Source organism: Pseudoalteromonas sp. G5_S1_14_S5 (genome assembly GCF_054968605.1).
This window is the reverse complement of record NZ_JBQKUM010000043.1, coordinates 1-24,736: the sequence shown is the minus strand read 5'-3', so window position 1 is coordinate 24,736 and position 24,736 is coordinate 1. Positions and strand designations below refer to the sequence as shown.

28 protein-coding genes and 2 tRNA genes are annotated in these 24,736 nt (G+C 43.0%); 14 read left to right on the top strand and 16 right to left on the bottom strand.

The genetic code is table 11. The features are described from left to right. Positions 1-65 precede the first annotated feature (65 nt). Positions 66-233 carry a DUF417 family protein gene (locus ACTRWI_RS13815; protein WP_499132193.1) on the top strand — a complete coding sequence of 56 codons (168 nt, stop codon included), beginning with the start codon at positions 66-68 and terminating at the stop codon, positions 231-233. A 107-nt stretch (positions 234-340) separates the two neighbouring features. Here the strand turns inward: ACTRWI_RS13815 and ACTRWI_RS13810 are convergent, their stop codons facing one another. The 3 genes from ACTRWI_RS13810 to ACTRWI_RS13800 all read right to left on the bottom strand — a co-directional run bounded on the left by ACTRWI_RS13810 (position 341) and on the right by ACTRWI_RS13800 (position 1,697). Next, complete coding sequence (locus tag ACTRWI_RS13810) at positions 341-817, bottom strand: GNAT family N-acetyltransferase (RefSeq protein ID WP_499132164.1); 477 nt, start codon at positions 815-817, stop codon at positions 341-343. Between the two features lie 103 nt (positions 818-920). Continuing rightward, positions 921-1,439 carry a GNAT family N-acetyltransferase gene (locus ACTRWI_RS13805; protein WP_499132162.1) on the bottom strand — a complete coding sequence of 173 codons (519 nt, stop codon included), beginning with the start codon at positions 1,437-1,439 and terminating at the stop codon, positions 921-923. 90 nt (positions 1,440-1,529) lie between these two features. Next, positions 1,530-1,697, bottom strand: coding sequence for a hypothetical protein (locus ACTRWI_RS13800; RefSeq protein WP_499132161.1), 168 nt, complete (start codon positions 1,695-1,697; stop codon positions 1,530-1,532). A gap of 173 nt (positions 1,698-1,870) precedes the next feature. Between ACTRWI_RS13800 and ACTRWI_RS13795 the strand changes: the two genes are divergently transcribed. Then, the gene (locus ACTRWI_RS13795; RefSeq protein ID WP_499132159.1) at positions 1,871-2,053 is read left to right on the top strand and encodes a hypothetical protein; all 183 of its coding nucleotides are present in this window, start codon (positions 1,871-1,873) and stop codon (positions 2,051-2,053) included. 152 nt (positions 2,054-2,205) lie between these two features. On the opposite strand, the gene ACTRWI_RS13790 is transcribed toward ACTRWI_RS13795, so the two are convergent. The 4 genes from ACTRWI_RS13790 to ACTRWI_RS13775 all read right to left on the bottom strand — a co-directional run bounded on the left by ACTRWI_RS13790 (position 2,206) and on the right by ACTRWI_RS13775 (position 4,832). Next, positions 2,206-2,859 (bottom strand): DJ-1/PfpI family protein, encoded by a 654-nt coding sequence (locus ACTRWI_RS13790; protein WP_499132158.1) that lies wholly within the window; start codon positions 2,857-2,859, stop codon positions 2,206-2,208. Positions 2,860-2,983: 124 nt separating this feature from the next. After that, a complete protein-coding gene (locus ACTRWI_RS13785; protein ID WP_499132156.1) occupies positions 2,984-3,439 on the bottom strand; it encodes a GNAT family N-acetyltransferase in 456 nt (151 codons plus the stop codon). Between the two features lie 19 nt (positions 3,440-3,458). Further along, a complete protein-coding gene (locus ACTRWI_RS13780) occupies positions 3,459-3,668 on the bottom strand; it encodes a hypothetical protein (protein WP_499132154.1) in 210 nt (69 codons plus the stop codon). A gap of 279 nt (positions 3,669-3,947) precedes the next feature. Then, positions 3,948-4,832: an AraC family transcriptional regulator gene (locus tag ACTRWI_RS13775; protein ID WP_499132152.1), complete on the bottom strand. Its 885-nt coding sequence runs from the start codon at positions 4,830-4,832 to the stop codon at positions 3,948-3,950. A 192-nt stretch (positions 4,833-5,024) separates the two neighbouring features. Here ACTRWI_RS13775 and ACTRWI_RS13770 point away from each other — a divergent pair, with 192 nt between their 5' ends. From ACTRWI_RS13770 to ACTRWI_RS13745, 6 genes are all read left to right on the top strand, one after another. Beyond that, positions 5,025-6,173, top strand: a complete 1,149-nt coding sequence (locus ACTRWI_RS13770) for an iron-containing alcohol dehydrogenase (RefSeq protein WP_499132151.1) — start codon at positions 5,025-5,027, stop codon at positions 6,171-6,173. A gap of 264 nt (positions 6,174-6,437) precedes the next feature. Continuing rightward, positions 6,438-7,154 carry an amino acid ABC transporter ATP-binding protein gene (locus ACTRWI_RS13765; RefSeq protein WP_499132192.1) on the top strand — a complete coding sequence of 239 codons (717 nt, stop codon included), beginning with the start codon at positions 6,438-6,440 and terminating at the stop codon, positions 7,152-7,154. Then, a complete protein-coding gene (locus ACTRWI_RS13760) occupies positions 7,154-7,951 on the top strand; it encodes an amino acid ABC transporter permease (protein WP_499132149.1) in 798 nt (265 codons plus the stop codon). The genes ACTRWI_RS13765 and ACTRWI_RS13760 overlap by 1 nt, the downstream gene beginning before the upstream one ends. A gap of 12 nt (positions 7,952-7,963) precedes the next feature. Continuing rightward, positions 7,964-8,773 (top strand): transporter substrate-binding domain-containing protein, encoded by an 810-nt coding sequence (locus tag ACTRWI_RS13755; protein WP_102424765.1) that lies wholly within the window; start codon positions 7,964-7,966, stop codon positions 8,771-8,773. A 139-nt stretch (positions 8,774-8,912) separates the two neighbouring features. After that, entirely contained in the window at positions 8,913-9,836 is a 924-nt protein-coding gene (locus ACTRWI_RS13750; protein ID WP_499132147.1) for an amino acid ABC transporter permease, read from the top strand. A 214-nt stretch (positions 9,837-10,050) separates the two neighbouring features. Further along, on the top strand, positions 10,051-10,995 hold the full coding sequence (locus ACTRWI_RS13745) for an ADP-ribosylglycohydrolase family protein (protein WP_499132146.1): 945 nt from the start codon (positions 10,051-10,053) through the stop codon (positions 10,993-10,995). A gap of 200 nt (positions 10,996-11,195) precedes the next feature. On the opposite strand, the gene ACTRWI_RS13740 is transcribed toward ACTRWI_RS13745, so the two are convergent. Further along, positions 11,196-13,202, bottom strand: coding sequence for a TonB-dependent siderophore receptor (locus tag ACTRWI_RS13740; protein ID WP_499132144.1), 2,007 nt, complete (start codon positions 13,200-13,202; stop codon positions 11,196-11,198). A gap of 116 nt (positions 13,203-13,318) precedes the next feature. On the opposite strand from ACTRWI_RS13740, the gene ACTRWI_RS13735 reads away from it, so the two are divergent. Then, entirely contained in the window at positions 13,319-14,431 is a 1,113-nt protein-coding gene (locus ACTRWI_RS13735; RefSeq protein WP_499132143.1) for a helix-turn-helix domain-containing protein, read from the top strand. Here the strand turns inward: ACTRWI_RS13735 and ACTRWI_RS13730 are convergent. Further along, positions 14,428-15,336, bottom strand: a complete 909-nt coding sequence (locus ACTRWI_RS13730) for a LysR family transcriptional regulator (protein WP_499132141.1) — start codon at positions 15,334-15,336, stop codon at positions 14,428-14,430. The genes ACTRWI_RS13735 and ACTRWI_RS13730 overlap by 4 nt on opposite strands. 101 nt (positions 15,337-15,437) lie before the next feature. Here ACTRWI_RS13730 and ACTRWI_RS13725 point away from each other — a divergent pair, with 101 nt between their 5' ends. After that, positions 15,438-16,049: a LysE family translocator gene (locus ACTRWI_RS13725; RefSeq protein ID WP_499132140.1), complete on the top strand. Its 612-nt coding sequence runs from the start codon at positions 15,438-15,440 to the stop codon at positions 16,047-16,049. A gap of 102 nt (positions 16,050-16,151) precedes the next feature. Next, positions 16,152-17,081 (top strand): VirK/YbjX family protein, encoded by a 930-nt coding sequence (locus tag ACTRWI_RS13720; RefSeq protein ID WP_499132138.1) that lies wholly within the window; start codon positions 16,152-16,154, stop codon positions 17,079-17,081. Between the two features lie 243 nt (positions 17,082-17,324). On the opposite strand, the gene ACTRWI_RS13715 is transcribed toward ACTRWI_RS13720, so the two are convergent. From ACTRWI_RS13715 to ACTRWI_RS13695, 5 genes are all read right to left on the bottom strand, one after another. Continuing rightward, on the bottom strand, positions 17,325-17,756 hold the full coding sequence (locus ACTRWI_RS13715; protein WP_499132137.1) for a GNAT family N-acetyltransferase: 432 nt from the start codon (positions 17,754-17,756) through the stop codon (positions 17,325-17,327). A gap of 42 nt (positions 17,757-17,798) precedes the next feature. After that, positions 17,799-18,293, bottom strand: a complete 495-nt coding sequence (locus ACTRWI_RS13710; RefSeq protein ID WP_499132135.1) for a GNAT family N-acetyltransferase — start codon at positions 18,291-18,293, stop codon at positions 17,799-17,801. Positions 18,294-18,338: 45 nt separating this feature from the next. After that, positions 18,339-18,761 (bottom strand): N-acetyltransferase, encoded by a 423-nt coding sequence (locus ACTRWI_RS13705; RefSeq protein WP_499132134.1) that lies wholly within the window; start codon positions 18,759-18,761, stop codon positions 18,339-18,341. 95 nt (positions 18,762-18,856) lie between these two features. After that, on the bottom strand, positions 18,857-19,195 hold the full coding sequence (locus ACTRWI_RS13700) for a zinc ribbon domain-containing protein YjdM (protein ID WP_499132133.1): 339 nt from the start codon (positions 19,193-19,195) through the stop codon (positions 18,857-18,859). Between the two features lie 179 nt (positions 19,196-19,374). Continuing rightward, on the bottom strand, positions 19,375-20,619 hold the full coding sequence (locus ACTRWI_RS13695; protein ID WP_499132132.1) for a threonine/serine exporter family protein: 1,245 nt from the start codon (positions 20,617-20,619) through the stop codon (positions 19,375-19,377). A 443-nt stretch (positions 20,620-21,062) separates the two neighbouring features. Between ACTRWI_RS13695 and ACTRWI_RS13690 the strand changes: the two genes are divergently transcribed. The 3 genes from ACTRWI_RS13690 (at position 21,063) to ACTRWI_RS13680 (ending at position 21,727) form a co-directional block, all read left to right on the top strand. Further along, a tRNA-Gly gene (locus ACTRWI_RS13690) sits at positions 21,063-21,137 on the top strand. A 39-nt stretch (positions 21,138-21,176) separates the two neighbouring features. Continuing rightward, positions 21,177-21,251: transfer RNA gene (locus ACTRWI_RS13685), tRNA-Gly, on the top strand. Positions 21,252-21,469: 218 nt separating this feature from the next. Then, on the top strand, positions 21,470-21,727 hold the full coding sequence (locus ACTRWI_RS13680) for a hypothetical protein (RefSeq protein ID WP_102422966.1): 258 nt from the start codon (positions 21,470-21,472) through the stop codon (positions 21,725-21,727). Between the two features lie 740 nt (positions 21,728-22,467). Here the strand turns inward: ACTRWI_RS13680 and ACTRWI_RS13675 are convergent. Both ACTRWI_RS13675 and ACTRWI_RS13670 read right to left on the bottom strand, forming a co-directional pair. Further along, positions 22,468-23,580: an NADH:flavin oxidoreductase gene (locus ACTRWI_RS13675; protein ID WP_499132130.1), complete on the bottom strand. Its 1,113-nt coding sequence runs from the start codon at positions 23,578-23,580 to the stop codon at positions 22,468-22,470. A gap of 254 nt (positions 23,581-23,834) precedes the next feature. After that, on the bottom strand, positions 23,835-24,470 hold the full coding sequence (locus ACTRWI_RS13670; RefSeq protein WP_499132129.1) for an SDR family NAD(P)-dependent oxidoreductase: 636 nt from the start codon (positions 24,468-24,470) through the stop codon (positions 23,835-23,837). Between the last annotated feature and the right edge of the window lie 266 nt (positions 24,471-24,736).

The following is a 24,736-nucleotide window of genomic DNA, read 5'->3' as shown; positions in this document are numbered from 1 at the left end:
CGTTGATAACTTATCTCCATATTTCATCTTATTAAGAACTTAATCAAAAACTATTCTATTCTGGCATTGCGTCGGCGTCTATCTTTGTTGCGACACTGAGCTTTCTAATTACCACGCCAAACGCTTGGAAAGTATCCGATGGTATTTTGGTCAATAACTTCTTCTTAGTGAAAGATATGCTATTTTTAGCAATCGCGATCAGCATTATCGAAAGCAAAAATCCTCAAAAGTAACGATAAAGCAATAAGGTTACCCCAAATCTAGAAGACACCTTAAACCTTAAAATAGACAGGCCTGAAGCTGGCTAGAAGGACGCTACCAGCTTCTGATGTATAAGGTTTTACTCTGTAATACCATCATGATTGAAGCATTGTCTTGTTACCAAGCCCCACTTTTCGTCTTGGTACTGGTCTTCCACATAATTACCTGAGGTGTAGTCATTAACGACTTCTCTCCAGAACTTAACAGCATGATCTGCGCCCAGGACTTGTTTAATTTCCCAACTGCCTTTTAGGTGTTCAAACAGTTCAGAGATAAACTGCTTCCCGACTTTATTTTTTCGAAAATAAGGCACCACATAGAAATCACAAATCTCAAACTCGTTTGGCGCTTTGGTTTCAATGGCAGTTAATGCAGCAGGAACGCCATCAATGTAGAGTAAATAACCCGTTACGGCATCACCAAGCGTCGGGTCAATCTCAAACAAGCCATACTCGTCTGGTTTGTCTCCGATAATCTTTGAAAACTCAGCCGCATAGCCCTGATATAAATTCGCGTATACCTGCTGATTACCACTATAGACTGTCACAATGTTCATAAACTGATCTCTGTATTGTTTCTCACCACAATGGTGTGAGCTCATCTTTCCGGGCCTATTATCTCATTGACTATAGGAAAAATAATAGATATCAAATGCCCACTTACACGGATATTGCCTTGCGGTAATAGTTGGCATTCTGTTGCTTTCCCTTGAATACTGCGTAGTTTTCTACACACTCAACTAATTCAAAACCTGTATTTGATAATATTTTGTTTGAACCAATATTGCTGACTAGAGCATAGGCATCAACATATTTAAGAGATGAGTGTTCAGACAGATAAACCAGCAGCTTCCTAACCGCATTAGAGGCGACACCTTTAGAACCAAAAGCTCGACCAACCCGATAACCTAGCTCCCCGCTTTCGCCATTTTTGCTGATATCGCGAACGTTGATTCTCCCACAAATAACGCCTCTGGCATCCTTAATTAGCATTGGGATCAGCTCACCATTTTGGTATTCCCTTAGGAAACGCGCAATTTGCTCGGCAACCCCTGAATCAGAATAGAAACCATCATCCCTAGCAGGAACAAATTGATCAAACCACTCTCTATTTTCGAGTTCAAATTCCAAAAGTGGATCAACATCACTTGGCTGAAGTAAGTATATAGATATATCCATAAGTAACTCTAAAAGCTCGCTTTAAGTAGTGTATTGTAAGATTTCGAACTCTCTGTGTTTCTATCTAGGATGATGAGAGTCAACCATTACTCAAAGTATTGGCATGCCCGAAAACAATCCCATTACCGCCATAGATAACAAGGCACCACTGAAAAAACTCGGAGCATGAAAAGGTCGAACTTTTGATTTAACGACCTCTCCCTCAATCGCTTCTTGGTAAGTTTTAACGGAAAGTTCCTTAACGTAATTATTTTGCATAATAAGCTCCTTCTGAATAAGTAAGAGAAGCTTAAGACTTGAAGTTAGGTTGAGGTAAAGCGAAAAATCATATTAATCCACATCGTTAAACAAGTTACTCCAAAATCACCCTAAAAATATCGTTGTTAACGCCCCCCACATCCACTAACTCTCCAGTTTTCATATGGAGTGATGTGTTTAATTGTCGAGTTGAGCGTGGCTTTTTCGTTTCACGAATCACCAACATATCGACCAAGTACCCAGAGTGTTGTTTTCGTATTGAGCCCGAAAAAGTGACACTCTCAGCCCTATCGGCGAGTATTGAATTAAATGTTTTGTCTTCTAAGACGCCTGCGGAGATCGATGTCTCGCCATAAAACAACGTGATATTTGTTGGGTCAGGTTGTAAAGCTTCACTGGACGCGCAGCCCATCAGAGCTAGGCATAGCATTAAAATAATTCTAAATGGCATAAACTTGTTTTTCGTTCTCTCGTTAAACGCTTTTTGTAGAAGTTGCATCGCAACTATTCAAACCACTGCGTCTGTAAGCTCAGCTTTTACTGATTTATTGTGTAAGTTATCAGCCTCTGCAGACTGGATGGTTCCAGAGATAAGAGCTTCGAAGAGATCCAACTGCCCTGCGGGGATGAGTTGATTTTGAATCGCTCTACGTTTGTTAGAATCAAATAATCGCTCAGCCACCCAACCGATTAAGTAGACCAGAGATAGGCATCCACCAGCCGTAGCAATATTGCCTTCGATGACTAAAGGCAGATCTTGAACGTTGCCACCCATCGCTTCTAATGTTGGTTTGGCATGCGGGTTTGTTGTAAGCCTCTTACCTTTCAGTAAACCGAGTTCGTGCAACACAAAAGATCCCGCGCAAATCGACCCGATTAACTGCTCGCTCGGATCCAGCTGTAATGAATTCATGAACTCCGTCTCTTTCAATGCAGTGGGAATACCGCGATAACCACTTGTTATCAGCACTACATCTTGCTGCGCAACCTCACTCAAATGGCCATCGGTTTTCACCATCATCCCCAAATGTGAGCGATGCTCAGGATTAGTTCCAAGAACCTTAACCTCCCAAGAGTCCGTCGTTCGTCCTAATAAGTCATACATCAAGAAGAAGTCTACATCTGTGAAGTCATCAAATAATACGATTCCGACTTTGTACATAATACATGCCCTTGTTGATTACTCTCGATAGATGAGAAGCGTTAATAGTGAGGCGATTTATAGAAAGGTGATATTAAGCACCACATACTTGAGGTCAAACTCGAACCACAATTATTTATGACCCCTAGGTAACAGCGACGAAATTAGACCATTTTCTCTTTACTTCAGGAGTCAACGCTAGAGTAAACTCATAACCTGAGTGATTCTCACGTGTTATTTCAAACCCTAATCGCTTATGAAACTGCACCGACAATTCATTTAAGCGTAAAACATTGCTCATTAATACCCTTGAATCACGATCTTTCAGTATATTTACAATGCCACGAAATAGAACAAGAAAAGCGGCTTTACTTCTATAGTCTGGGTGTACCACAAACATAGGGACAAACCAGCTGCCATCGCCTAAATCACTTAACGTCGTGTAGCCAATTAGCTTGTTATGTCGCCGATATTCGACAAGCAGTCCTTGTTCCATCGATTGGGTATGAGACGCTAAATACACATCTCTATCTATTGGAAAGCCCGCTTCTTTTGAAATTGACTCCAATGTCATCACATCCAGTTCTAAATATTCTTCCATTACTGCCTCTTACCCGTAATTACAAGAATTGCAGAACAAAGCACGCAATAAACGCCGGTAAGCCAGCAATAAATAATACTAAGCCCGTTTGATAATTCATTCGATAGTGTTTTTGTTGGTCTTTAGCAAAATCGTGCCAGTCGACCATTTTGTAGACTTTGTCTGTAATAGGATCATCTAAGCGCGTTGTTTTGCTATGAACGCCTCCCTCCCAAAGAAGTTTTGCCAAAATCCAAATGACAATAACGACAAAAAATAAGAAATCGACGAGTCGAGTAGAAGCAAAGAAAGGAAAAATTGCGACAGCACAAAAACGACCATTGCAGCCATCGAATTGATAAGCAGAACTTTCTTTAACAAATCGAGCAAATGAACCTCCTACAGAATCTTACTACATCAATAACAGTTATTTATAAAATTTATATTTCTCGGTCAATCAAAAAGTATGCGCAAGATTGCACTATATGAAGTGCCGCATGTTTAACAACCTCATTGCTGATAGGAAACATTACACCGCTCTTGGAGTAGTATTGAAATGACGTTTAAATTCTCGGCTGAATTGAGATGGGCTAGAATAGCCAACTCGGCGTGCGGCATCACTTATACGCAGGCCTTCTAACTGGATCAGCTCCTTGGCTTTATTGAGCCTTACCTTCTTCAAGTATTGGAGTGGTGATTCGAAAGTGACGTTACGAAAAGCATTATGGAAAGCAGACACACTCATGTTTGCTTCGTCAGCTAGCGATTGAACAGTAATGGTTTGGTCATACTCTTCATGCACTTTAGACAATGCTTTGGCGACGCGTGCGTAATGGCCATCATGATGGGCTAAATCAAACAGCACACGGCCCTCAGAGCCTGTTAAAGCGCGATAAACAATCTCCGTCACCATTGCATTACCCAAGATGTTGGCTTCGATATCGCAATGCAGTGTCTTCGCCAACCTAGTGAAACTCTCTAGCATCGCCGTTTCCATTCTAGTGGACTCTAAGCCACTCGAATTCTGTTTGTGCTTATTACAGTAACTCTCTAGAAAACCTTGCTCTTCAAGCTTTTTCACTAAACTGTGTAAACGCTGAGAATCAATGTTGATCGACAAACCCAGTAACGGCTCACCATCAATAGGCAAAGCTTCACATTCCAATGGCATTGGCACCCCCACCACAAGGTAATCACCTGCCGCGTAAGTTACCGGCCTGTCGCCTATGTAAATATTCTTTTTACCCTGGCCAAGCATGATGATACCTGACTGGTAAGTGAATGGTTGGCGCTGATTCCCACCACTACTGCGATAAAACCACACGCCCTCTATCTCTGTTTCTTTGATTCCTTCAAGATCATCCCAACCTTTAAGTTCAACGTAAGATTGCAGTAACTGAGCGAGTGTATTCATAACAGGTGATGTTCCATTCAAAGGTTGATGTTGGTTTGCACAAAAGCCCAAATAGAATATCAATTATGTAGAAATAGGCAATTATTTTGGAGAAATTGACCTTCACCACCCCAATACCGTGTACTAATATGCAAATGCAGAAATTGAGCACTACAACAAATAAAAATTTTAGCTTTACACAAGGAACTGACGATGCAATTTACCTATGTTAACCCTACTGTTATCCACTTCGGCCAAGGCCAAATCAACGCTATCAGCCAAGCCGTTGATACTTCAAAGAAAGTACTTGTTATCTACGGTGGCGGTTCAATCAAAAGCAACGGTGTTTACGACCAAGTAGTCGCATCTCTTAAAGATCACGCTTGGATTGAGTTTTCTGGTGTTGAAGCAAACCCAACCAAAGAAACATTAGACAAAGCAGTCGCTATCGTTAAAGAAGAAAACGTAGAATTCATTATCGCTGTTGGCGGTGGTTCAGTAATTGATGGTTCGAAATACGTTGCAGCAGCAGCGAAATACGACGGTGACGGTTGGGACATCCTAACAGGCAAGCACCAAGTGACCGAAGCGACGCCAATCGGTGCGGTACTGACGCTTCCGGCTACAGGTTCTGAATCAAACATGGGTGCAGTAATCACTCGTAAAGCAACTCAAGAGAAACTGGCTTTCCTAAACCCTGCGGTACAGCCTAGGTTTGCAGTTATGGACCCAGATGTAATGAAGTCTCTACCAGAGCGCCAATTGGTGAATGGTCTGGTTGATGCTTGGGTTCACGTGTGTGAGCAATACATCACTATGCCTGCTAACGCGATGGTTCAAGACGGCTACGCAGAAACATTGCTGAAAAACCTTCTTGTACTGGGTAAACAATACGACGAGCGTGACAACGATGCATGGCGTGCAAACCTAATGTGGACAGCTAACCAAGCGCTAAATGGCCTTATTGGTACTGGCGTTCCTCAAGATTGGGCAACGCACATGATTGGACATGAATTCACAGCATTGTGGCATGTCGACCACGCACGTTCACTAGCCATTGTTCAACCTTCACTACTTCGTAACCAGATCGAAGCGAAACGCAGTAAACTTGAACAGATGGGTCGTAACGTATTTGGCCTAGAAGCGGGCGAAGATTTAGCAGAGCGCACTATCGATGCTATCGAAGCCTTCTATCACAGCCTAGACGTAGCGACTGTGTTTGATGGCTACGAGGCGGATAAAGCAAAAGCTATCGACAACGTGGTTGCACAACTAGAATCACATGGTTACATTCAACTTGGCGAGAACCAAGCTATCACGCTAGAAAAAACTCGCGAGATTCTAGAATCTGCGATCAATTAACGGTTAAAATTAGAGCAAAGAAATCAGGTTTCTAAATAAAATCGCGATAATTTAAAAATTTATGCAATGAAACTGAACCAAATTCTTTGACCTTGCGTATACCCTCAAGCAGCGTCCAAATCCGGCGCTGTTTTTTATTTGCCCTACAATATGCTATTAAATTCTCATAAGTTTCTAATTTTATGTGCAATCATATTTCTATATTGTTAAGGTAAGCCTGTCTCTTTACTAGGTATGAACAACGATTTGAACAATCTTAAGGAAATGGTTAAGTTTAAGTCACTTAACAAGTGGTATGGTGATTTTCATGCCCTAAAGGATATTGATCTAAATATTGAACAGGGAGAGATTGTGGTGATTTGCGGGCCATCTGGTTCAGGTAAATCCACTCTGATCCGCTGTATCAATCAGTTAGAACCGTTCGAAGGTGGCGAACTTTCCGTGTTAGAACAATCGCTTCCCTGCAAGTTCAACACACCTGGCCAAGTTGGAATGGTGTTTCAGCACTTCCATTTATTCCCCCATCTTACTGTGCTCGAAAACCTTACTCTGTCTCCAATTCGTACGCTCAAAAAAAGCAAAGAAGAAGCAGAGAAAACCGCCATGCATTATCTCGAGTGTGTACACATCTCAGAACAGGCGAATAAGTACCCGGCTCAGCTTTCAGGTGGTCAACAACAACGTGTGGCAATTGCGCGTTCTCTTTGTATGAAGCCAGAGCTACTGCTATTCGATGAACCGACATCAGCACTTGATCCGGAAATGATCAATGAAGTGCTTGATGTAATGGTCGAACTGGCAAGTGAAGGCATTACCATGGTGTGCGTAACACACGAAATGGGCTTTGCAAAACGCGTTGCCGATCGAGTCATCTTTATGGACGAAGGACAGATCGTGGAATCTAATACACCACAGAGCCTGTTCGAAAATCCTCAACACGAACGCACTCAAGCGTTCCTAAATCAGATTCTGACTTACTGATGTTGCTAAAGATAGTGAAACCCGCACTCTCTGCCTTGGTACAAATTGTGGTGCTTGCGGCAGCCGTTGTTTGGATCCTCGATTCTGGTGCTCAGGCTATGGGGTACAGCTGGCAATGGGATCGAGTGCCTGACTACATCGCTTTCTATGAAGATGGTGAGTGGTGGCCTGCTGAATTGATGGAGGGGCTACTCGTTACCATCAATATCTCTCTGATTTCTTTAGTTGCAACACTGGTGATTGGCTTAACCACAGCCCTATTATGTAACTCCCATTCAGTTGTCGGTCGCACTCTCGCGACCAGCTATGTGGAATTGATTCGTAATACACCATTGTTGGTACAAATTTACCTGCTCTATTTTGTATTCGGCCCTGTAATCGGTCTGGATCGTTTTAGCACAGCGGTTTTAGCCTTGGCGCTTTTTCAAGGAGCATACACCGCTGAGATATTTCGTGCAGGTTTAAATAGTATTTCTAAAGGACAATTTGAAGCCGCTCAATCTTTGGGCTTATCAAAGACCTATACTTATTGGGATGTGATTCTTCCTCAAGTGGTACAACGCACGTTGCCACCTCTGACCAACGAAGTGATCTCCCTTATCAAAAACTCTTCGATTGTGAGTGTCATGGCTATTTTCGACCTGACAACCGAGGCGAGAAACATTGTTTCTGAAACTGCGATGCCATTTGAGATATGGTTCTCTGTGGCAATCATTTATCTTGCACTTACACTTTCACTTTCTGCCGTTGCAGCTTGGCTTGAGCATAAGCTCGGAGCTAACTGGCGAACACAATAAGGATTTATCAGCATGAAGCTATTTAAAACCGCTATCACTGCTTTACTTGCGCTTGCCGTAAGTTTGCCTGCACTTGCGTCTGAAACGCCTAACCTAGACAAAATCAACGAACGTGGCTCGCTACGTGTTGGCATGTCGACTTTTGTTCCTTGGGCTATGCGTAACAAACAAGGCGATCTTGTCGGATTTGAAATCGATGTGGCAAAACGTCTTGCTGAGGATTCAGGCTGGAAAGTTGAATTTGTACCGACGGCATGGGATGGCATTATCCCTTCACTGCTATCGAATAAGTTTGACGTAATCATTGGCGGTATGTCGATTACCGAAGCGCGCGCTAAGAGTGTTCTTTTTACTGAACCGTATTCTCACTCTGGTGTTCAACTGGCGGCTAACAAAGAGCTAGCAGAAGGCTTCAGCAAGATTTCGGATTTCGACTCCCGCAGAGTGAAAATTGCAGCTCGTCGTGGCGCCTTCACTGTTCAAGTTGCTCGTGAAACCTTCCCGAAAGCGAAAGTACTTCAGTTCGATGACGACGCTCAAGCGTTCCAAGAAGTACTAAACGGCAATGCACACGCGGTTATCGCTTCTAGCCCTAAGCCAGAACACGAAGCAATCAAGAACGCTGACACTCTATTCATTCCATTTGATGAACGTCTATCAAAAGGTAACGAGGCATTTGCTGTTCGCCTAGGTGAAACCGACAAAGCTGAGTTCTTTAATGAGTGGATCAAAGCACGTACTGAAGATGGCTGGTTAAAAGAGCGTTACGAGTACTGGTTCTCTACTCTAGATTGGCAAGATCAGATTGCTCAAGGTCAGTAATCGACGGCTAATTAGAGGTTAAATAACCAATCAAGGCAGTACCTTACTGGAACTGCCTTTTAAGAACTCCCCGAGATAGTTGTGAATTCATAGCCCATTCTCACAACACAGTAATAATCATTGTTTAAACAGGAATGACGTGAGTAGTATTAGCGCATTATCAACGCCCAAGCCCAACCTTCACATTAAGCCTTGGTATCAACGCCTCAATCTTTTGGATGGTGTGTTATTCGCCATCATTTGTGCGTTTGCAGGTTGGCTTTATTATCGCTCTGCTGTCGGCATTAACTATCAGTGGCGATGGGAAGACGCGTTCACGCTGATCTTCATTCCACCTTCTCAAGGTAGCATCCCTTACTTCTTCCAAGGCCTAGTCGCAACACTACGTTTAAGTTTGTGGAGTATGGTGTTGGCCTTATCTTTCGGTACCCTACTTGGGGTCGCAAGACACTCTAAGATCGCTCTATTTAAAACACCAGCTCTGCTTTTCATCCAATTGGTTCGAAATATTCCACCACTGGTTTTTGTGTTTATTTTTTACTTTTTTGTCTCTAACCAGCTGATTCCTTTGCTTGGTTTAGAAGCCCTTCTACGTGAACACAATGGCGACATAAACCAACTGCAAGCTTTTCTATTTGGACCTGCCAACCTTTGGGAAAACTTAGCGTCTGGTGTTATCTGTATTGGTCTTCTCTCTTCGGCGTATATCGCTGAAGTGATTCGCGCTGGCTTAGAAAGCATTCCTAAAGGGCAATGGGAAGCTGCGGACTCACTTGGTTTATCCGTCTTCTCAAAATATCGATATGTAGTAGGCCCACAGGTATTAACCGCGATAACCCCGCCTTTAGCTGGCCAAGCAATTTCGTTGGTAAAAGACACTTCGATTGTTTCTCTGATTTCGATTCAAGAAATGACCTTCGTTGGCACCGAGATGGCAAATTCATCCAGTTTGATCTTTGAAATCTGGCTGATTGTTGGCGCGGTTTACTTCGCACTCTGCTTCACGCTCTCGCGCATTTTCAGAAAGATAGAGCAACGCTCAAGTGCTTATCTAAACCGCTAGTTTGCAAGAGTTACTCCATTGTTTCTGTAGCACTTCAGTAACCCCTGCTTGCCCTAGCCTATAATATTCATCAGCTTATCCTGATTGGTTTAACTCATTGACCAATCAGGATTAATCGTTTCAAAACTCTCGTCTAAAACACAGCAAACCCTTCATTTAAACACTATACTTTGAATACCAAATCTCATCAGATTCTCTCAAAGGTCAAACCAACATGGATAATCATAAAGAAAGAGCGTTTTATGCCGTTGTCGGCGCATTAGTAGGGGACGCTGCCTCTATGGGGCTACATTGGTTATATGATCAAGAGAGGATCTTTCAGGTAGCAGGTTTCGAGCCTGAGTTTCGTTCACCAAACGAGTCCGATTATCAAGATAAAGGCTATTTTGCTCACCAGGGAAAGTCCGCAGGCGACCAATCACAATACGGCGCTCAACTATTGGCGATGGTTGATAGCCTAGTCGACAATCAACACTATGATGAAGCATGCTACATCAAGCATTTCCGCTTCTGGTTTGATTTCGGTGGCAGTTGGCAAGGTTACATAGATAAAGCAACACGCATGAGTTTGCTGAACATCCACCAACTGGAACTGGCCGATACCCCTATCACAGCCTGTGGCGCTGATGACACGCAATTACCTGCTATTTCAAAAATCATCCCATTAGTGGCTTGTACTTATACTTCTCACACCCTTCCAGCAATGGTCGAAAGCGCAGTTCGAGTGACTAATAATAATGATAAAGCCGTCGAGTGGGCGCAGGCTATTACCTTGCTGATTCAAGCCGCGATACAAGGTAATTCACCATCACAATCGGTAGAGATGGTCAGACAAACCTGCGGCAAGTTTATACACGAGCAAATCGATGAAGCATTGGCAGAGCCTGAACTCTCAATCACCGAGGCTGCAAAGAAATTTGGATTGCATTGTGAATTAAGCGCCGCGTTCCCACTGCTGATTCGAATCATTGCAGGCGCTCAAAGCTTTAAACAAGGTATTCGAGATAACATTTTATGTGGCGGTGATAGTTGTGGGCGTGCGATTGTGATTGGCGCGGTATTAGCGGCTTGTTTCTACGAAGAAGACGGTGCAATTACGAAAGAATGGCTGAAGCAAGTCAAGCTCAATAGTGGTGTATTATCTCTGCCCATTGAGTAATTTGTCTTAAGCCCATGTAACCTTTCTAGTAATAAAAAACTAAAGCGCCTCTCGATTCCTTGCTCGAGAGGCGCTGTTCTTTTCACTATTCACTTTAGCGAGTGGCGCAAACGAATAGCTTCAGCTTCGCTCTATAAATTTCGCGGATCCCTACAACCGCTAGCTTATCACTCTGACTGAATCTATTTCGTTACTCGCAACTAGAACTGGTACGCGGCAGAAAGCTTATAGTTACGACCAGGTTCAAAGTCATCGAGAGTAAAGCCTCTCGCTGTACCTGAACGGGATGCGTGTGAGGTGTATTGCTCGTCAAATACGTTATCGACACCAAAGGTCACAGACAGTCCATCGACCGTTGATGGCACCCATTGCGCATAAAGGTTATGCACGTCGTAGCCTTCTTTAATTGGCTGACCATCAAATACATTGTCTTCGTCTTTAACAAACATTGAGTTCCAACCAAAAATAGTTTCTAACGCTTCAGACTGGTAGTCTAGCGTTAACGTGATGCTATCGCCCATATCGATACTGCGACCGTTTCCACCCGCGACAGCGCCGCCTGTATCTTTGTTTTTAGTATCTGAACGTGCATAAGAGAGTTTACTATTAAACATCTCGTAGCCGTAAGACAAGCTTGCTTCAAAGCCTTTGATCTCCACGTCGCCTAAGTTGTAAATCAAGTAACTTTGGCTGGCACGCTGATACTCTTCTGCAATGTAATCATCGATATTGGTTTGGAATACAGTTAGGTTCGCGCCAACAAAGTGATCATCAATACGCTTGTCAAAACGCACACCACCTTGCGTGTTCTGTCCTGTTTCGGCCTTGATGTCATCCGCTAAGTACGCAGCATCTTGATACGCAATAAAGGTCTCCATCAACTCTGGGCCTTTAAATAACGAACGTGTGCTCGCAAACAGAGTCCAATCTTGTGTCACATCCCATTGCGTTGCTATAGACCAAGTTACGTCATCGAAATCGTCATTTCCTGTCTCTGCTTTACGCTGATAATCATCAAAACGAACACCCGCTGTGATCGAGAAGGCTTGAGTAAAGTAGAACTGGTCTTCAACAAAAAGCGCGGTAGAAATTGCCGACTCATCCATAAACTTACTGCTGCCGTAATAACTGCTTGATGACTTGTCCATGTAATCAAAACCGTAAGTCGCAACATTATCAAACGACATCAAACGATAGTCCGATTGGAACTTAGCATTCACGCCAAAGTTCTGATTCTTTGCCGTGTTTTTAGACAAACGGTTCGATGGCCAGCGTGGTGCCATAACAGTTTCATCACGCTTAATTTCAGTTTGAGTGTTGTAAAGCGTCACGTCACCTTGATGAGTATCGCCACGTAGCTCATAGCTTGCAGTGACGGTGTCACGACCGTAATCGGTTGAGATCAGAATATCGTTAGACAGACCTTCATTAGCGCCACCTGACATATCCGGTCGTGGGCTGTAATCGCCGCTATCGCGGTAGAGATCATAAGAGAGTTCAAAACGGTGCAAGTCGCTCGGTTCAAAACCAAGCTTACCTAGAATGTTGTATACATCCCCTTCTGAACCAAAGGTTTCATTGCCATCGCCGTCCTTGAAATCATCACGGCTCATGTAGTGGCTATAGAGCATGGCATCAACGTTATCCGATAATAAGCCATACACTGTTAAAGAGCCTTGCTGGCTTGCGTTAGTTGCATAACCGCCATAAACACGAGCTCCGAATCTTTCGTCGTAACGAAGCAGGTCCTTTGCATCTTTAGTTTCAAACAACACAGAGCCACCGAGTCCATTTTGCGTGACTGAGTTGTTACCTACTTGGATGTCGGCCGATTTCAAAATGTCTGGGTTAAGCGTCAGGTTGCCAATATGGTGGAACATGTTTGCGTGCTGAGATGCGCCATCAAGTCGAATATCGAGATCCGTTTCGCTCAAGCCACGAATCGTGATTCTTTGGTTCACCGAGTGTGTGCCCCCAACATCAACACCCGGAATCTCACGCAGTAAATCAGACATATGGTCAGCTTGCTTAAGTGACATATCATCGGCAATGATCGATTCAGTGTTGCTTGATACTTTCGTTCCCCACACCACCACTTCATCAAAGTGCGATGTGTTCTCTTCTGCTATCACAGGGCTACTAAACGCACTAGCTATGGCAATACAGAGGGCTGAAAGCTTAATTGTTGATCTGGCTGGGCTTCCCATAAATTCAATCCTAGGTGTAAATGGTAATAATTCGCAAATATGATAGGGTTGTAATTTATAAATGCACAGATGATTTGCTTATGCGAAAACGCATAGCTGTTATGAGGAAAGGTCAAATGGGTGAAGTAACGTCAGAGCAAACTAAACTTGGCGAAACGACTGTGGCGAAAGCGAATGTGATAGCTAAAAAGTCTACATTAACCAAGAAGGTCGCTCTCACCAAAAAGCTAGAACAGACTGAAAAGCAGATCATCGTGACACAAGGTCAAACTAAGCAGACTTCACTCGCTGAGGGGAAGTTTCTTTCTTACCAATATAACGACCAAATTTTTATACATGGTGGCCGCTGTATCGAACTGGTCGACAGTAATATCGTATCCACGGCCCACTCCGCTATTTTGATTACTATCCTTCTAGAAGGAAAGCTCACCTTTGGCTACGACGATTTGGAGTTTGATCTCGATGCCAGCAATGGACCACAAGGCGTGGTAGTCAACCTAGCCAAACCAGCCAACTTTAGACGTTCGTTAATTCAAGATAACAAAATAAATAAGATCAATATCTTGGTTAAGCCGCAATGGATTAAAACACGTTTGCGTGATCACTGTTCAAGTAAGTCATTCTTAGATACGCATAAGGCTTGTTACGATATTCAGGTCAACCCCGACATCATTCAACTCGCTAGCACGCTTACACGCCAAGCGACGCCAACCAACTTTCAGGACAAACTTATGGTCGAGACACTGACTCAGCAGTTACTTGCTCAAACCTTGTCTCAAATGCCGCTCCGATGTTGCCAAGTGTGCTCTACTGAAAATATAAACGTTAGCCCAAACAGCACGAATAAAAACATTGGCTTTGCTCAAAACGGTCACCAAGTTAAGGCCGAAAAAGGGTTCGATAATAAGATAGAAGACATCATCAGCTACATTGAAATCAACCTGGATCAACCGCTCAGCCTTGAAAGTATCGCGAGTAGATTCTCAATGAGTGTCTCTAACTTACAACGCCGCTTTAAAGAGTCTTACAACCTAACCATCAATGGCTATATTCGCCACCGACGCTTAGACATCGCACGTCTGCATTTAGAGCGCGGCTTAGTTTCAATCACCGAAGCGGCCTATGAAGCGGGTTATCAACATCCTTCAAACTTCACCAATGCGTTTAAGAAAGCGTTTGGTGTACCGCCCCATGAGCTTGCTAAACAATCGACATCAAAGGTCAGTTAGCCTTTGCCGTTAGGATGCATTGGCTCATTAGTGGGAACACACTGCGACAACTCACTCTTCAGCCAAGTCACGAACGAATGCCCTGATTCATCTTGATCGCTGCCTTGTGTGATCAATATGTACTGATGACCAGAAGCTACAAAGCCAAACGGCGCGATCAAATTGCCTCTTTCAATATCGTCAGCGACAAGTGGATACGACCCAAGTGCAACCCCTAACCCATCGACAGCCGCCTGAAAACAGAAATAGAAGTGTGCGAATGTTTGGTTCATTGCTACTTGCGATAATACCTCGCTGTCTACTGCGTCTTTTGTGATGGACATCCAATGCGCCCATGCATTCAGTCGAGTACTGCTGTGTAATAACTTCATACCACCCAAATTGTCTTTTATCTGTTGCCAGTACTCGGGAGAACAAACGGGACCAACCCACTCTTCAACTAATAGTGTCTGCTTATAGCTTTCGGTTAGCTTAAAATCATCCCTTCGTATTGCCATATCGAGGCCATTCGCATCCAAATTCACAGCCCCACCAGCAGTCGACAAACGAACATCAATACCCGACTCGGCGTAAAAATCGCCTAAACGAGGCATCAACCAGCGCATGGTCAGTGTTGGTTCGCACGACACTTCGAGCGCGTGGTTGTTCAGTTGGTTGAGCTTTTGGATACCTGTGTCCAACGCCTGAAACGCTTGCTCTGTGTAGCCTTTAAGTAGCTCACCCTCTTTGGTCAAACATACATTGCGACCCTGCTTATAAAACAGAGTTTGTGACAGGTGGCTTTCTAGCACCTTGATCTGTTTGCTCACCGCACCATGTGTAATGTTCAGCTTGCCTGCCGCTTCGCTGTAGCTCATCGAATGCGCGGCGACATGAAAAACATGAAATGCTTTAAGGTGCCTCATATGTGATTTTTTCTCACAGCTTAGTGGATTTCATTTCGATTATAGGTAGTAAATAAAAACCATACAATGGCGGCTAATCAAATAAGAGAGTTGGAGTATTTATGGAGTGGTTAAGCTTAGCGGTTCTGGGACTATTAATTGTTATAAGCCCTGGCGCTGATTTCGTTTTAGTTCTGAAGAATAGCGTCAATCAAGGTAGGCAAGCCGGTATTTGGACAGCGTTAGGAGTTAGCCTAGCGATTTGCGTTCATATTAGCTATTCAATGTTCGGTATCAGTTATTTAATCTCACAGAATGAACAATTTTTCGACATCATTAAATACGCAGGTGCCGCTTACCTTATTTACCTTGGAATAAAGGGAATACTGAGCGCAGACAGCAAACTTGGCCCTATGCAAGGAACGACGCAAAACATCAGTACTTGGCGCTATTTGGCACAAGGCTTTTTGTGCAACGTGCTTAACCCCAAAACCATGCTGTTCTTCTTAAGCATTTTTAGCCAAGTCATCTCACCTAACGCTGAAAACCAACATGTTGCACTCGGTTATGGGCTTTATATGATTATTCTTCACGGCTTGTGGTTTGGAATTGTCGCAATGTTATTTACTTCGAAGACTTTGCAAAAACACTTGTTAAAAGCCAAGAAAAGGCTCAACCAAGCGTGTGGATTTGGCCTTTTAACATTCGGAGCATTATTAGCAATAAAATCATAAGCTCTAGTTTCACGATTTTTCCACTAACCCCTACTTATCATTTTATGGAGCATCATTTTTTATTTTCAACGATGCTTTTTTGTTTTCTAAGTTGAGGTAAACGTGCAAAATTTTCGTCAAATCGTTGAGCTTTCGAATGCTGTACACCCACACACTAAAGGTTTAAACCGAATCAAGAAAAATCTGCGCTTTACACTATGGGGCGTTATGAACCCTAAGATCATTCGCAAAGTGCATCAGCTCAAAGAGAAAAATAATCTCTCAAACCTTCTTGAACAGAATCCTAAAATCTTTGAAAAGCCACTCAAGCCATTCATCTGTATTGGTATCAAGCCTAAAACACGTGCTTCGTTATTGCATTCTCACTTCGAACTTTTAGAACGAACATTTGGTCCAAACACAGTGCATCTGCACCTTTCTAACTTTAAGCTTCTGACTTTTACAGATCGAAATGGAGATGAGTTTAGGATTGAGACTTTCTCGGGGGAATCTCGTGAAGGCTCTCTGGGGATCAGACTCGTCGAGGCTAATACCGGGCTGACTATTTACTCGGTCACCTTCAATATCTCTGATAATAATGGGCAGCGCACCATGCATATCGGCTGCCTACAAGGCACAAACAAGCGCATCACCAGCAGCCAAGATAAAATCAAAGAACTAACGCGTTCGTTGCACGGGCTAAGGCCAAAGTCACTGATGGTTGAGCTCGCAATTATGTTTGCGAATTACATGAAAGTTGATGAGATTTTAGCAATTTCGAATAAAGGTCATATCTACCAAGCGATACGCTATATTGGCTCAAAACGGAGTGCTATAACGTTTGATTACAACACACTATGGACTGAAATTGGGGCCTCTTTGGTCGATAAACACTGGTTTTCTTTGCCAACTAAGCCTCTTCGTAAAGACACTGACACATTGAAAAAGACCAAACGTCGCTTGTACACAAAACGCTATGATTGGCTCAAGGAAACTGAAGAGCAGGTTATTACACGGTTAAACGAAATTAAGTTTACTCCTAAGTTAAATTAAGCATTGATAAAAATAGCCAAATACACTTTTGAGCTGCTCCTAATCTAGGTTAAAAGCACAACCTTTACTTATACAGGGGTTCTGAAGCCAGATAACCATACATTGCATACTCCCTTACGCTCGATCTGTTCTAAGTGTAATCGCTTAGTCATCAAGCATAGGGAGCTTTGCAAGATTTTACGCTAGATGGGTGTCAGGAGCCTATCAAGTTACGGACACGCTGTAACCATTTTGAATGGATGTCTATTTACGCCACATATAAACAAACTGATCGTTTTGCGAGGTAATTTCAAAACCAAATCGGAGATACAACTCCCCAACTCGATTACCTTGCAAATAACACAATTCTACTGGCTTATTAAGCTTTGAAGCGTGGGCTAAACAATCCGTCAAAACTTGGCTTCCAATACCCTTACCATGATATTCAGGCAGCAAGAAAAATCGGCAAAAATAGAAGTGATCCCCTTTATCTTGCAGCAACACACTACCAATGGCTTTGCCTTTATGCTCAATAATCTCAGGCCTTTCTTCTTCCCACTCTTCGGCGTGTATATCTCGCTGGACTTGTTCATCCCAACCAAATACGGCTTTGATCGGTTCGAACTCAGCGGCCTTTTTAAGCTCGAACAGAAATTTATAGTCTGATAGCTGAGCAGGCCTTGTTGAATACTTCAAAATATCTCCAAAAGTAACTGGGACGTGTTACTTAAACACAGTTCATTTAGGGTCTAGTTGATAACGCAATACTTCGTGTCTGCCTTGCTCTGAATAAAATGTACTCAAGGACCGACCACCGCACTTCTCAATCACTTTCTTCGAAGCGATATTGCCACTTTCACAAGTAATGATAGCGCTTTCTGTTAACGCGTGATGTTGTATACAAGACAACATATAGCTAGCGACACCACGCCCTCTCGCTTGGGGCAAAGTTTCATAGCCTATGTGTCCGATGACGTCATGGATGTAATCAGTTGTTCCATGACGAACTCGAATCACACCAAGGATCTCGCCACAATCGATACAAAAATAAGTAGAAGCTGGAGTCCAACCTTCTGACAAACCTTCACCTTTAGAATAAGCAATACGTCTTTTTAAATAGGCATCGCTGCTATCAGAAATACCAGTGTAGATATCAAGCCCATCTTCAGCACAAGCATTCACATAATGATGAAAGGCCGTTGAATGCGATAAATCGGCTTTGACTATATCCATGTCGTTTTCACTCCTACTTAATGTTTGTCTGATTGTGCGCTGAACCTAAGCTAAACACATTAAGTATTCTTGATTCCCTGTATGTTCATCAACTTGTTCGCGAACAATTTCAAAACCTTGGGAAAGGTAAAACCCAATACTTGCTTGATTCTCTCGGTACACACTCAAAGACAAATTCGGGCACTGCAGCTTGGCATGTGTCATGAGTTGTTTGCCGATACCACACCCCTGCTGTATTGGGCTCACAAAGATCGCAGCTAACACGCCCTCATGGAGTGAATAAAAACCACAAACTTGGCCACCGTTCAGATAGACATAGGTTTGTGACGCAGGAAGGTAGATATCACGCATATTGCCCACTTGTGACTTCCAAAACTCAGGCGCTATAAAATCATGCGCCTTGATGGAAGCCTCAAGCCAAATATCTAAAACGGCATCAGTGTAGGCTGTACTGTATTCTCTAATCAATAACTTTTTTACCTAGTGTCATTAATCTTCTAGAAAGTATGCCGAGAAAGCTTAGTGAAGCATTGAACATTTGCGACAATCACGCAAAACATAGATTACTGTTTTTTCACGTACTTCGCGGTTACTAACATTTCACCACCACCATCCAATTTGCAGTCTAACTGATGGTCTTTGCCTTCGTTGATGCGTCGAATCACAGCTTTAGTACCAATTTTTAGGACGCTAGAACTGCCTTTTACTTTTAAATCTTTGATGAAATTGACTTTATCGCCAGTCTCTAGCACAACGCCATTAACGTCTTTCACTCGCGCAGCTTCTCTTTCCAAACGTTCTTCTTCTGGATTCCACTCATAAGCGCACTCAGGGCAGATTAAGTTGTTTTGGTCTGGGTAAACATATTCAGACTGACATTGCGGACAAGGAGGTAAAGACATACGTTACTACTTCATTTAAATGGAATTTATGTTCATCATAATGGCTCTTTCCAAGGTTAGCGAGCATAAATCGGATCAATTGCATCAAGATGAGTTTGTGGTAAGAAAGATCGGCTCCAAAACGAACAAACACAGCAGTGAGCTGTGTTTGTTTAGAAGGTTCCGATAAGTAAAGCGTCTTAACGTTCGACTTTTGGGGAGTAAATGGAATACGCCGTGATTTGCCCAGCTACGATCGCCGAGAACATAAATAGCGCCGATAAGCCGATGCTCGGAATCGGTAAAATAGACTGCTCAAATACCGATTGGCTTGCACTCACTAAAACACGACTACCCGGGACTAAGATAATGATCCCTTGAACAATATAGATAGCACCTGTTAGGTCCATCTTCTTCGCAATCCAAGTCCCATAGAGCGTAATCAATACTGTAGTTACCCAGGTGCCAACAACCCAACCACTATCAAAACCTAGATAGAATGGTCCCCACATCCCCAATACTGCAACTGGCAAACCTAACAAAATATCCATAGGTCTTGCATTGAACATTACACCCAATGATGCAGAGATAAGCACTAATCCAGAAATATGCATCCAAGTCGGTACAGCATTGGTGTAATCAATGGATACCGCTTGCCCCCACACAGCCTCACCAATATTGAGCCCCATTATGATGCCGACAAACAGTTTTATCAGTGTTAAGGCACTCTGCCCCAGTAAACTGGTACCAGAGACTAAATCGTTAAAGGCCAAACACTCTAATGCATTGGCTATGGATAACCCGGGGACAAACAAAACGATCGAGGCAATACACAACGCCCATACCGGAATTGGTAGCCCTGTGCTTGCCAAAAATGCCACAGCAATACCAGTTAATAGTGCAGAGATGAATTCAACCGCAATCGCGCGGCGTGAATGAAGAATTAGCTGACATACCCAAACCATCAAGCCAAGTAGCGCAGAAAAGCCTACAGCTTCCAAAGTACTTCCGACGAGCATTAGATACGCAGGTGGAATCCACATATTCGCCAGTGCAATAATCCATTTAGAGTAACCCACTGGCTCTGGGACTGGTTCACTGCTTGGTTGATTAATACGAATGATGGTATTCGCCAGCAAACTCAGGTTGATTGAAGCTGGCTTTAGACGTTTGAGAATAACGGCATTGTTATCGTCTGGAAATTGATAATTAATCGCGGTCGGTGTTGCTTGAATCATTACGTCTACACCATGCTTTTTAGCATAATACTGTGTATATTTTTCAAGCTTATAAGGAGCACAACCACTGCGGTGAAGTGTATCGCCAATTTCAACAATTTTGTTAATTCGGTACTGAGAAGGCATGGGTATTTTAGGGGAAACAAAATGTGCGGCAAATGTACCAGACGATACACGGAATGACGAGGTTTTTGCGTGATTTATCAACTAGATTCGTCACTTTTTTCTCCGAACACTCAAAAGTAAGAATGATTTTACTCATTTAGGATTAAGCCTATGAATAACAAGAATTGTTCACAAGTTAAATCTATGAAACCATATTGTTACAACAGACCGTTAAGTCAGCTCAAAAAAACCTCGTGTGTTAAAGAAGCTATTTATAAAATACTGGTTAAATACAGAGCAAAAAAAAACAAACAATGCGGAGATTTATAAACCAGGATTAAACTTCACCCAAAGTTAACGGTAGTCATGACATTAAGCACAGAACGCTTAACGAGAGTTTAGTCACACTTTATGCAACCACGAAACACCAAACGTGATTGAAAAACTAGCGGAGTGGTGATTATGCGAGCACTTAGAATAAAAATGGAAAAAAAAGGTTTCGTTTTCAGTTAGATGTGGCATTATCAGACTAGTTAAGACGATGTGCGTGCATCGTATAATGGCTATTACCTCAGCCTTCCAAGCTGATGATGCGGGTTCGATTCCCGCTGCACGCTCCAAGTCTTCTTAATGCCTCAGTCTTACCCTTAAGACAATGTGCGTGCATCGTATAATGGCTATTACCTCAGCCTTCCAAGCTGATGATGCGGGTTAGATTCCCGCTGCACGCTCCAGCTCAAGATTATCGTTTATCACCTCAGATCTAACTCAATCTTCAAAGATAATTCTAATACTTTGACTTAACCCTCTAACTGCTTAAATTACCTTTAGTTTCCCCTTTACGACTCTTACTGTTTCTCAGAATTGTTCTAGTTTTATAATCTCGGTCAATGTTCAAATCCTTCATTATGTTAATGTGCGCTCAACTGGAAACAACCATAAAATAATAAAAATGTTTAAAAGCAATGAGTTGACTATCAATATTGAGACAATCAATATCGCCCTGTCCAAAGTCGAAAACGCGAACAAAATTCAACTTAATACGTTGAAAGGTTATGTGAGCAGTGAGCCTGAGCAAGCTATTCTTGCATTTCGTTCTTTGAGTGAAGTGGAGTCTATCGACGACAAGCTGAAAAGAATCATGTCAGAGCTCCCTCACCTAAGTGGTGAGGCGCAGCACCTACTGGAAACATCGATTCTTTTACAGTGATGAGAAAGGAAGATAAGTCTCAACTGACGCATTAGTATGAGTTAAGACTTATCTTTAACTTCCTAGCCCGATTGAATTTCTAATCCAACCAAGAGCTAATAATTAGCGTCTAAAGCGTTACACTTTTCACCATATCCCGCTTCTGCGTGTCCTGGAATATTACAGGCAAATTCTACGTGATTGTCTCCATGGAAATGTCAAAGCATCTGCTTCGCTTTGCCCGGTTTTACTGTCACTGTGCTGCCAGAATCATCAGCATGATTACCCATATTTTTCATCATTTTACGATGCTCTAGCTGCTCTGCGGTAGAACCAATCGAGAATTCGCAGTCAATGGAACATAAGTGGTAGCTGTCCCTTATCGTCCGGTTTTTCCCATGGCATTTGAACTTCTGGGATGCTTTTTTAATCAGCTTGTTGGTTTGCTACAGTAATTCACGTGCCTTATCGATCGCGATGCCCGAGTTAGTAGTCGGCATGTACATCAAGTCACCTTAATACAAAGGAGGAATGAACTCACTGCCAAGCTTGCTAGTCGGTTAATACGCATAAGCCATCAAACCCAATTCGAACGCAATCATCACTTTTGAGTAGTTAAGTCTTAAGCTAAACAATGATTTATACATCACAACCAAGCTGCGGTTCACAGAGTTCTGTGCTCAGGTAGAGTCAGAAAAACAAGAGCCTGCGGTATTACACAGGCTCAGGTTTAGATTCATACTTAGCTTTTGCTTAAGTGACTACATTTTAGCTAGCTGCACTTTTCTGTCTTTGTTTACCACACAGAAGTTACCACGCTTGGTGCGACACTTAGAACATCTCTCACACTCAACTGGGCTTCGGTGTCCCTCTTTCCAGCGTTTGATTAGATGAGGTTCAGATAATAGAGGTCGAGAAAGTGCAAAGTACTCGATACCCGTATTATTTGCGATTTTTTCAATGGCATCAAAATCCGTTAAGCCGCCCACCGTGATAACAGGAATGTCGACGTCTTGGCTAATTTCGTGGCCATATTCATGGAAGTAACCTTCAGCTTGGATAGTAAACCCGTCGTATGACTCGCCAATCATGGTTTCGGCTTTGCCATGAATGTTGCCAGAAACGACAATGCCATCAACGCCTACCTCTTCTAGCGTTTTACACACCAAACGCGTTTCATCGAAGGTCACACCGCCCTCGAAAAACTCAGAAGCCGTCAGCTTAACCAAGATAGGGAAATCATCACCAACCAACTTACGTGTTGCCGCGTAGATCTCAAGCAAGAATCGCATGCGATTTTCTAAGCTACCGCCGTATGCGTCTTCACGTTTGTTGTAATAAGGGCTCAAGAACTGGTTGATCAGGTACGTGTGAGCAGCATGAATTTCTACACCATCAAAGCCCGATTGCTTAGCTCTTAATGACGCTTTGGCAAACGCATCAACAATATAGTCAATATCCTCTTTGGTCATTACTTTACCCAGTGTTTGCGTCCCTTTTTCAGGAACCTCACTCGGTGCGAAGATCACTCGCTCCCCAAGGTCATAAGTGGTTTTAGTACCGCCATAAGCCAATTGCATTACGATTTTAGAGTCGTTGTTATGTACCAACTGAGTTAGCTTTTTATACTCCTCTATAAACGAGTCGTTATACATACCCATCATGCCAGCATTCGGTTTTTCTTCTTCAACGATGTTCGCGTAACCCGTCACGATCAAGCCAACCTCACCTTGAGCTAGCTCTTCATAGATAGCGTAAAGTTTATCTGTCATATGACCATCTTCAGTCGCCATATTTTCCCACGTTGCACTTCTCATAAAACGGTTCTTTAGTGTCATGGTGCCAATGCGGGTTTCTGCAAACAAAGTACTCAAATCTAATCCTCATTCAATCGTATTGCGCCAATACCCCATCTAGTGCGAGGCTGATTGCGGGGATACTACAGAGAATAAGACAGGTAAAACTTAATCTAGATTAAGAGAGAGGCATTCTCATATAAGAAACAGGTAACATTTGCTTCAAATGGAACTCGTTGAGGACAAAAAACAAAAAAAGCCGCTCAGTGAGATTAAACGGCCTTAAAACTTTTCACTAGATTGAAATGCCTCCAGAAAATAATACCGGGCTTTTATCCATACTTAACCGTAGGATCAATACATTGATAGACTTGCCCGAAACTTGCGTCGTTTGCCAATAAGGTTTCGATAAGACGAGCCACTTCTTGTCGGTAAATCACGCCATGCACTTCCACGTGTTGAGAAAGCTCACCGTTCCCCGTCACTTCACCATCTAATAAGCCACCAGGACGTAAAATCGTATAATCCAGCGAGCTCGACATTAACCACGCTTCCGCCAACGACTTTTCACGAACGGCAGCGCCAAACCCTTTCTTAGAGCGCTCTGACAAATATTGCCATGAGTCACCACAACCTAAAGACGTCACCAATACAAAGCGCTTAATGTCATTCGTTTCAAGAGCATCAATCACATACCGGTGACCAATATAGTCAACTGGCACATCCGCTCTAAAACTGCCCATACTTGAAATCACCAACGCCGATTTCGGCAACGCAGCCACCGTCTTCTCAACTTGTTGCTTGTCGGTCGCGTCGCAGCTCAGTGTTGTTACTTCAAGGATAGCCAAGCGTGGATTCTTTCCTGGGTTTCTAGCAATCGCGATAACTTCAAAACCTTGTTGATGAAAGTGCTCGACCATTGCTGCGCCTAAGCCACTACCCGCTCCCCATACAACGACTGTACTCATAGATACCTCAAAAGAATCATGTTATTCCTAATATTAACGACCCAATCTAATCGGTTCTTTCGCTTAGAACAATAAATGCGAATAATTATCAACACCAAGGAATCCCCTATAAACCGACTAATGTTTAACGAGATTCAGTAGAAACCTTAACAGAGATTGGTGAAGCGGTGTGGAACTTGGTTATACACCTGCATGGTCAGACCTTAGCGTTGTACATCTTGTTCACATATGCAAAGTTTGCGTATCAAAAGCGAGAGCTAGGTTAG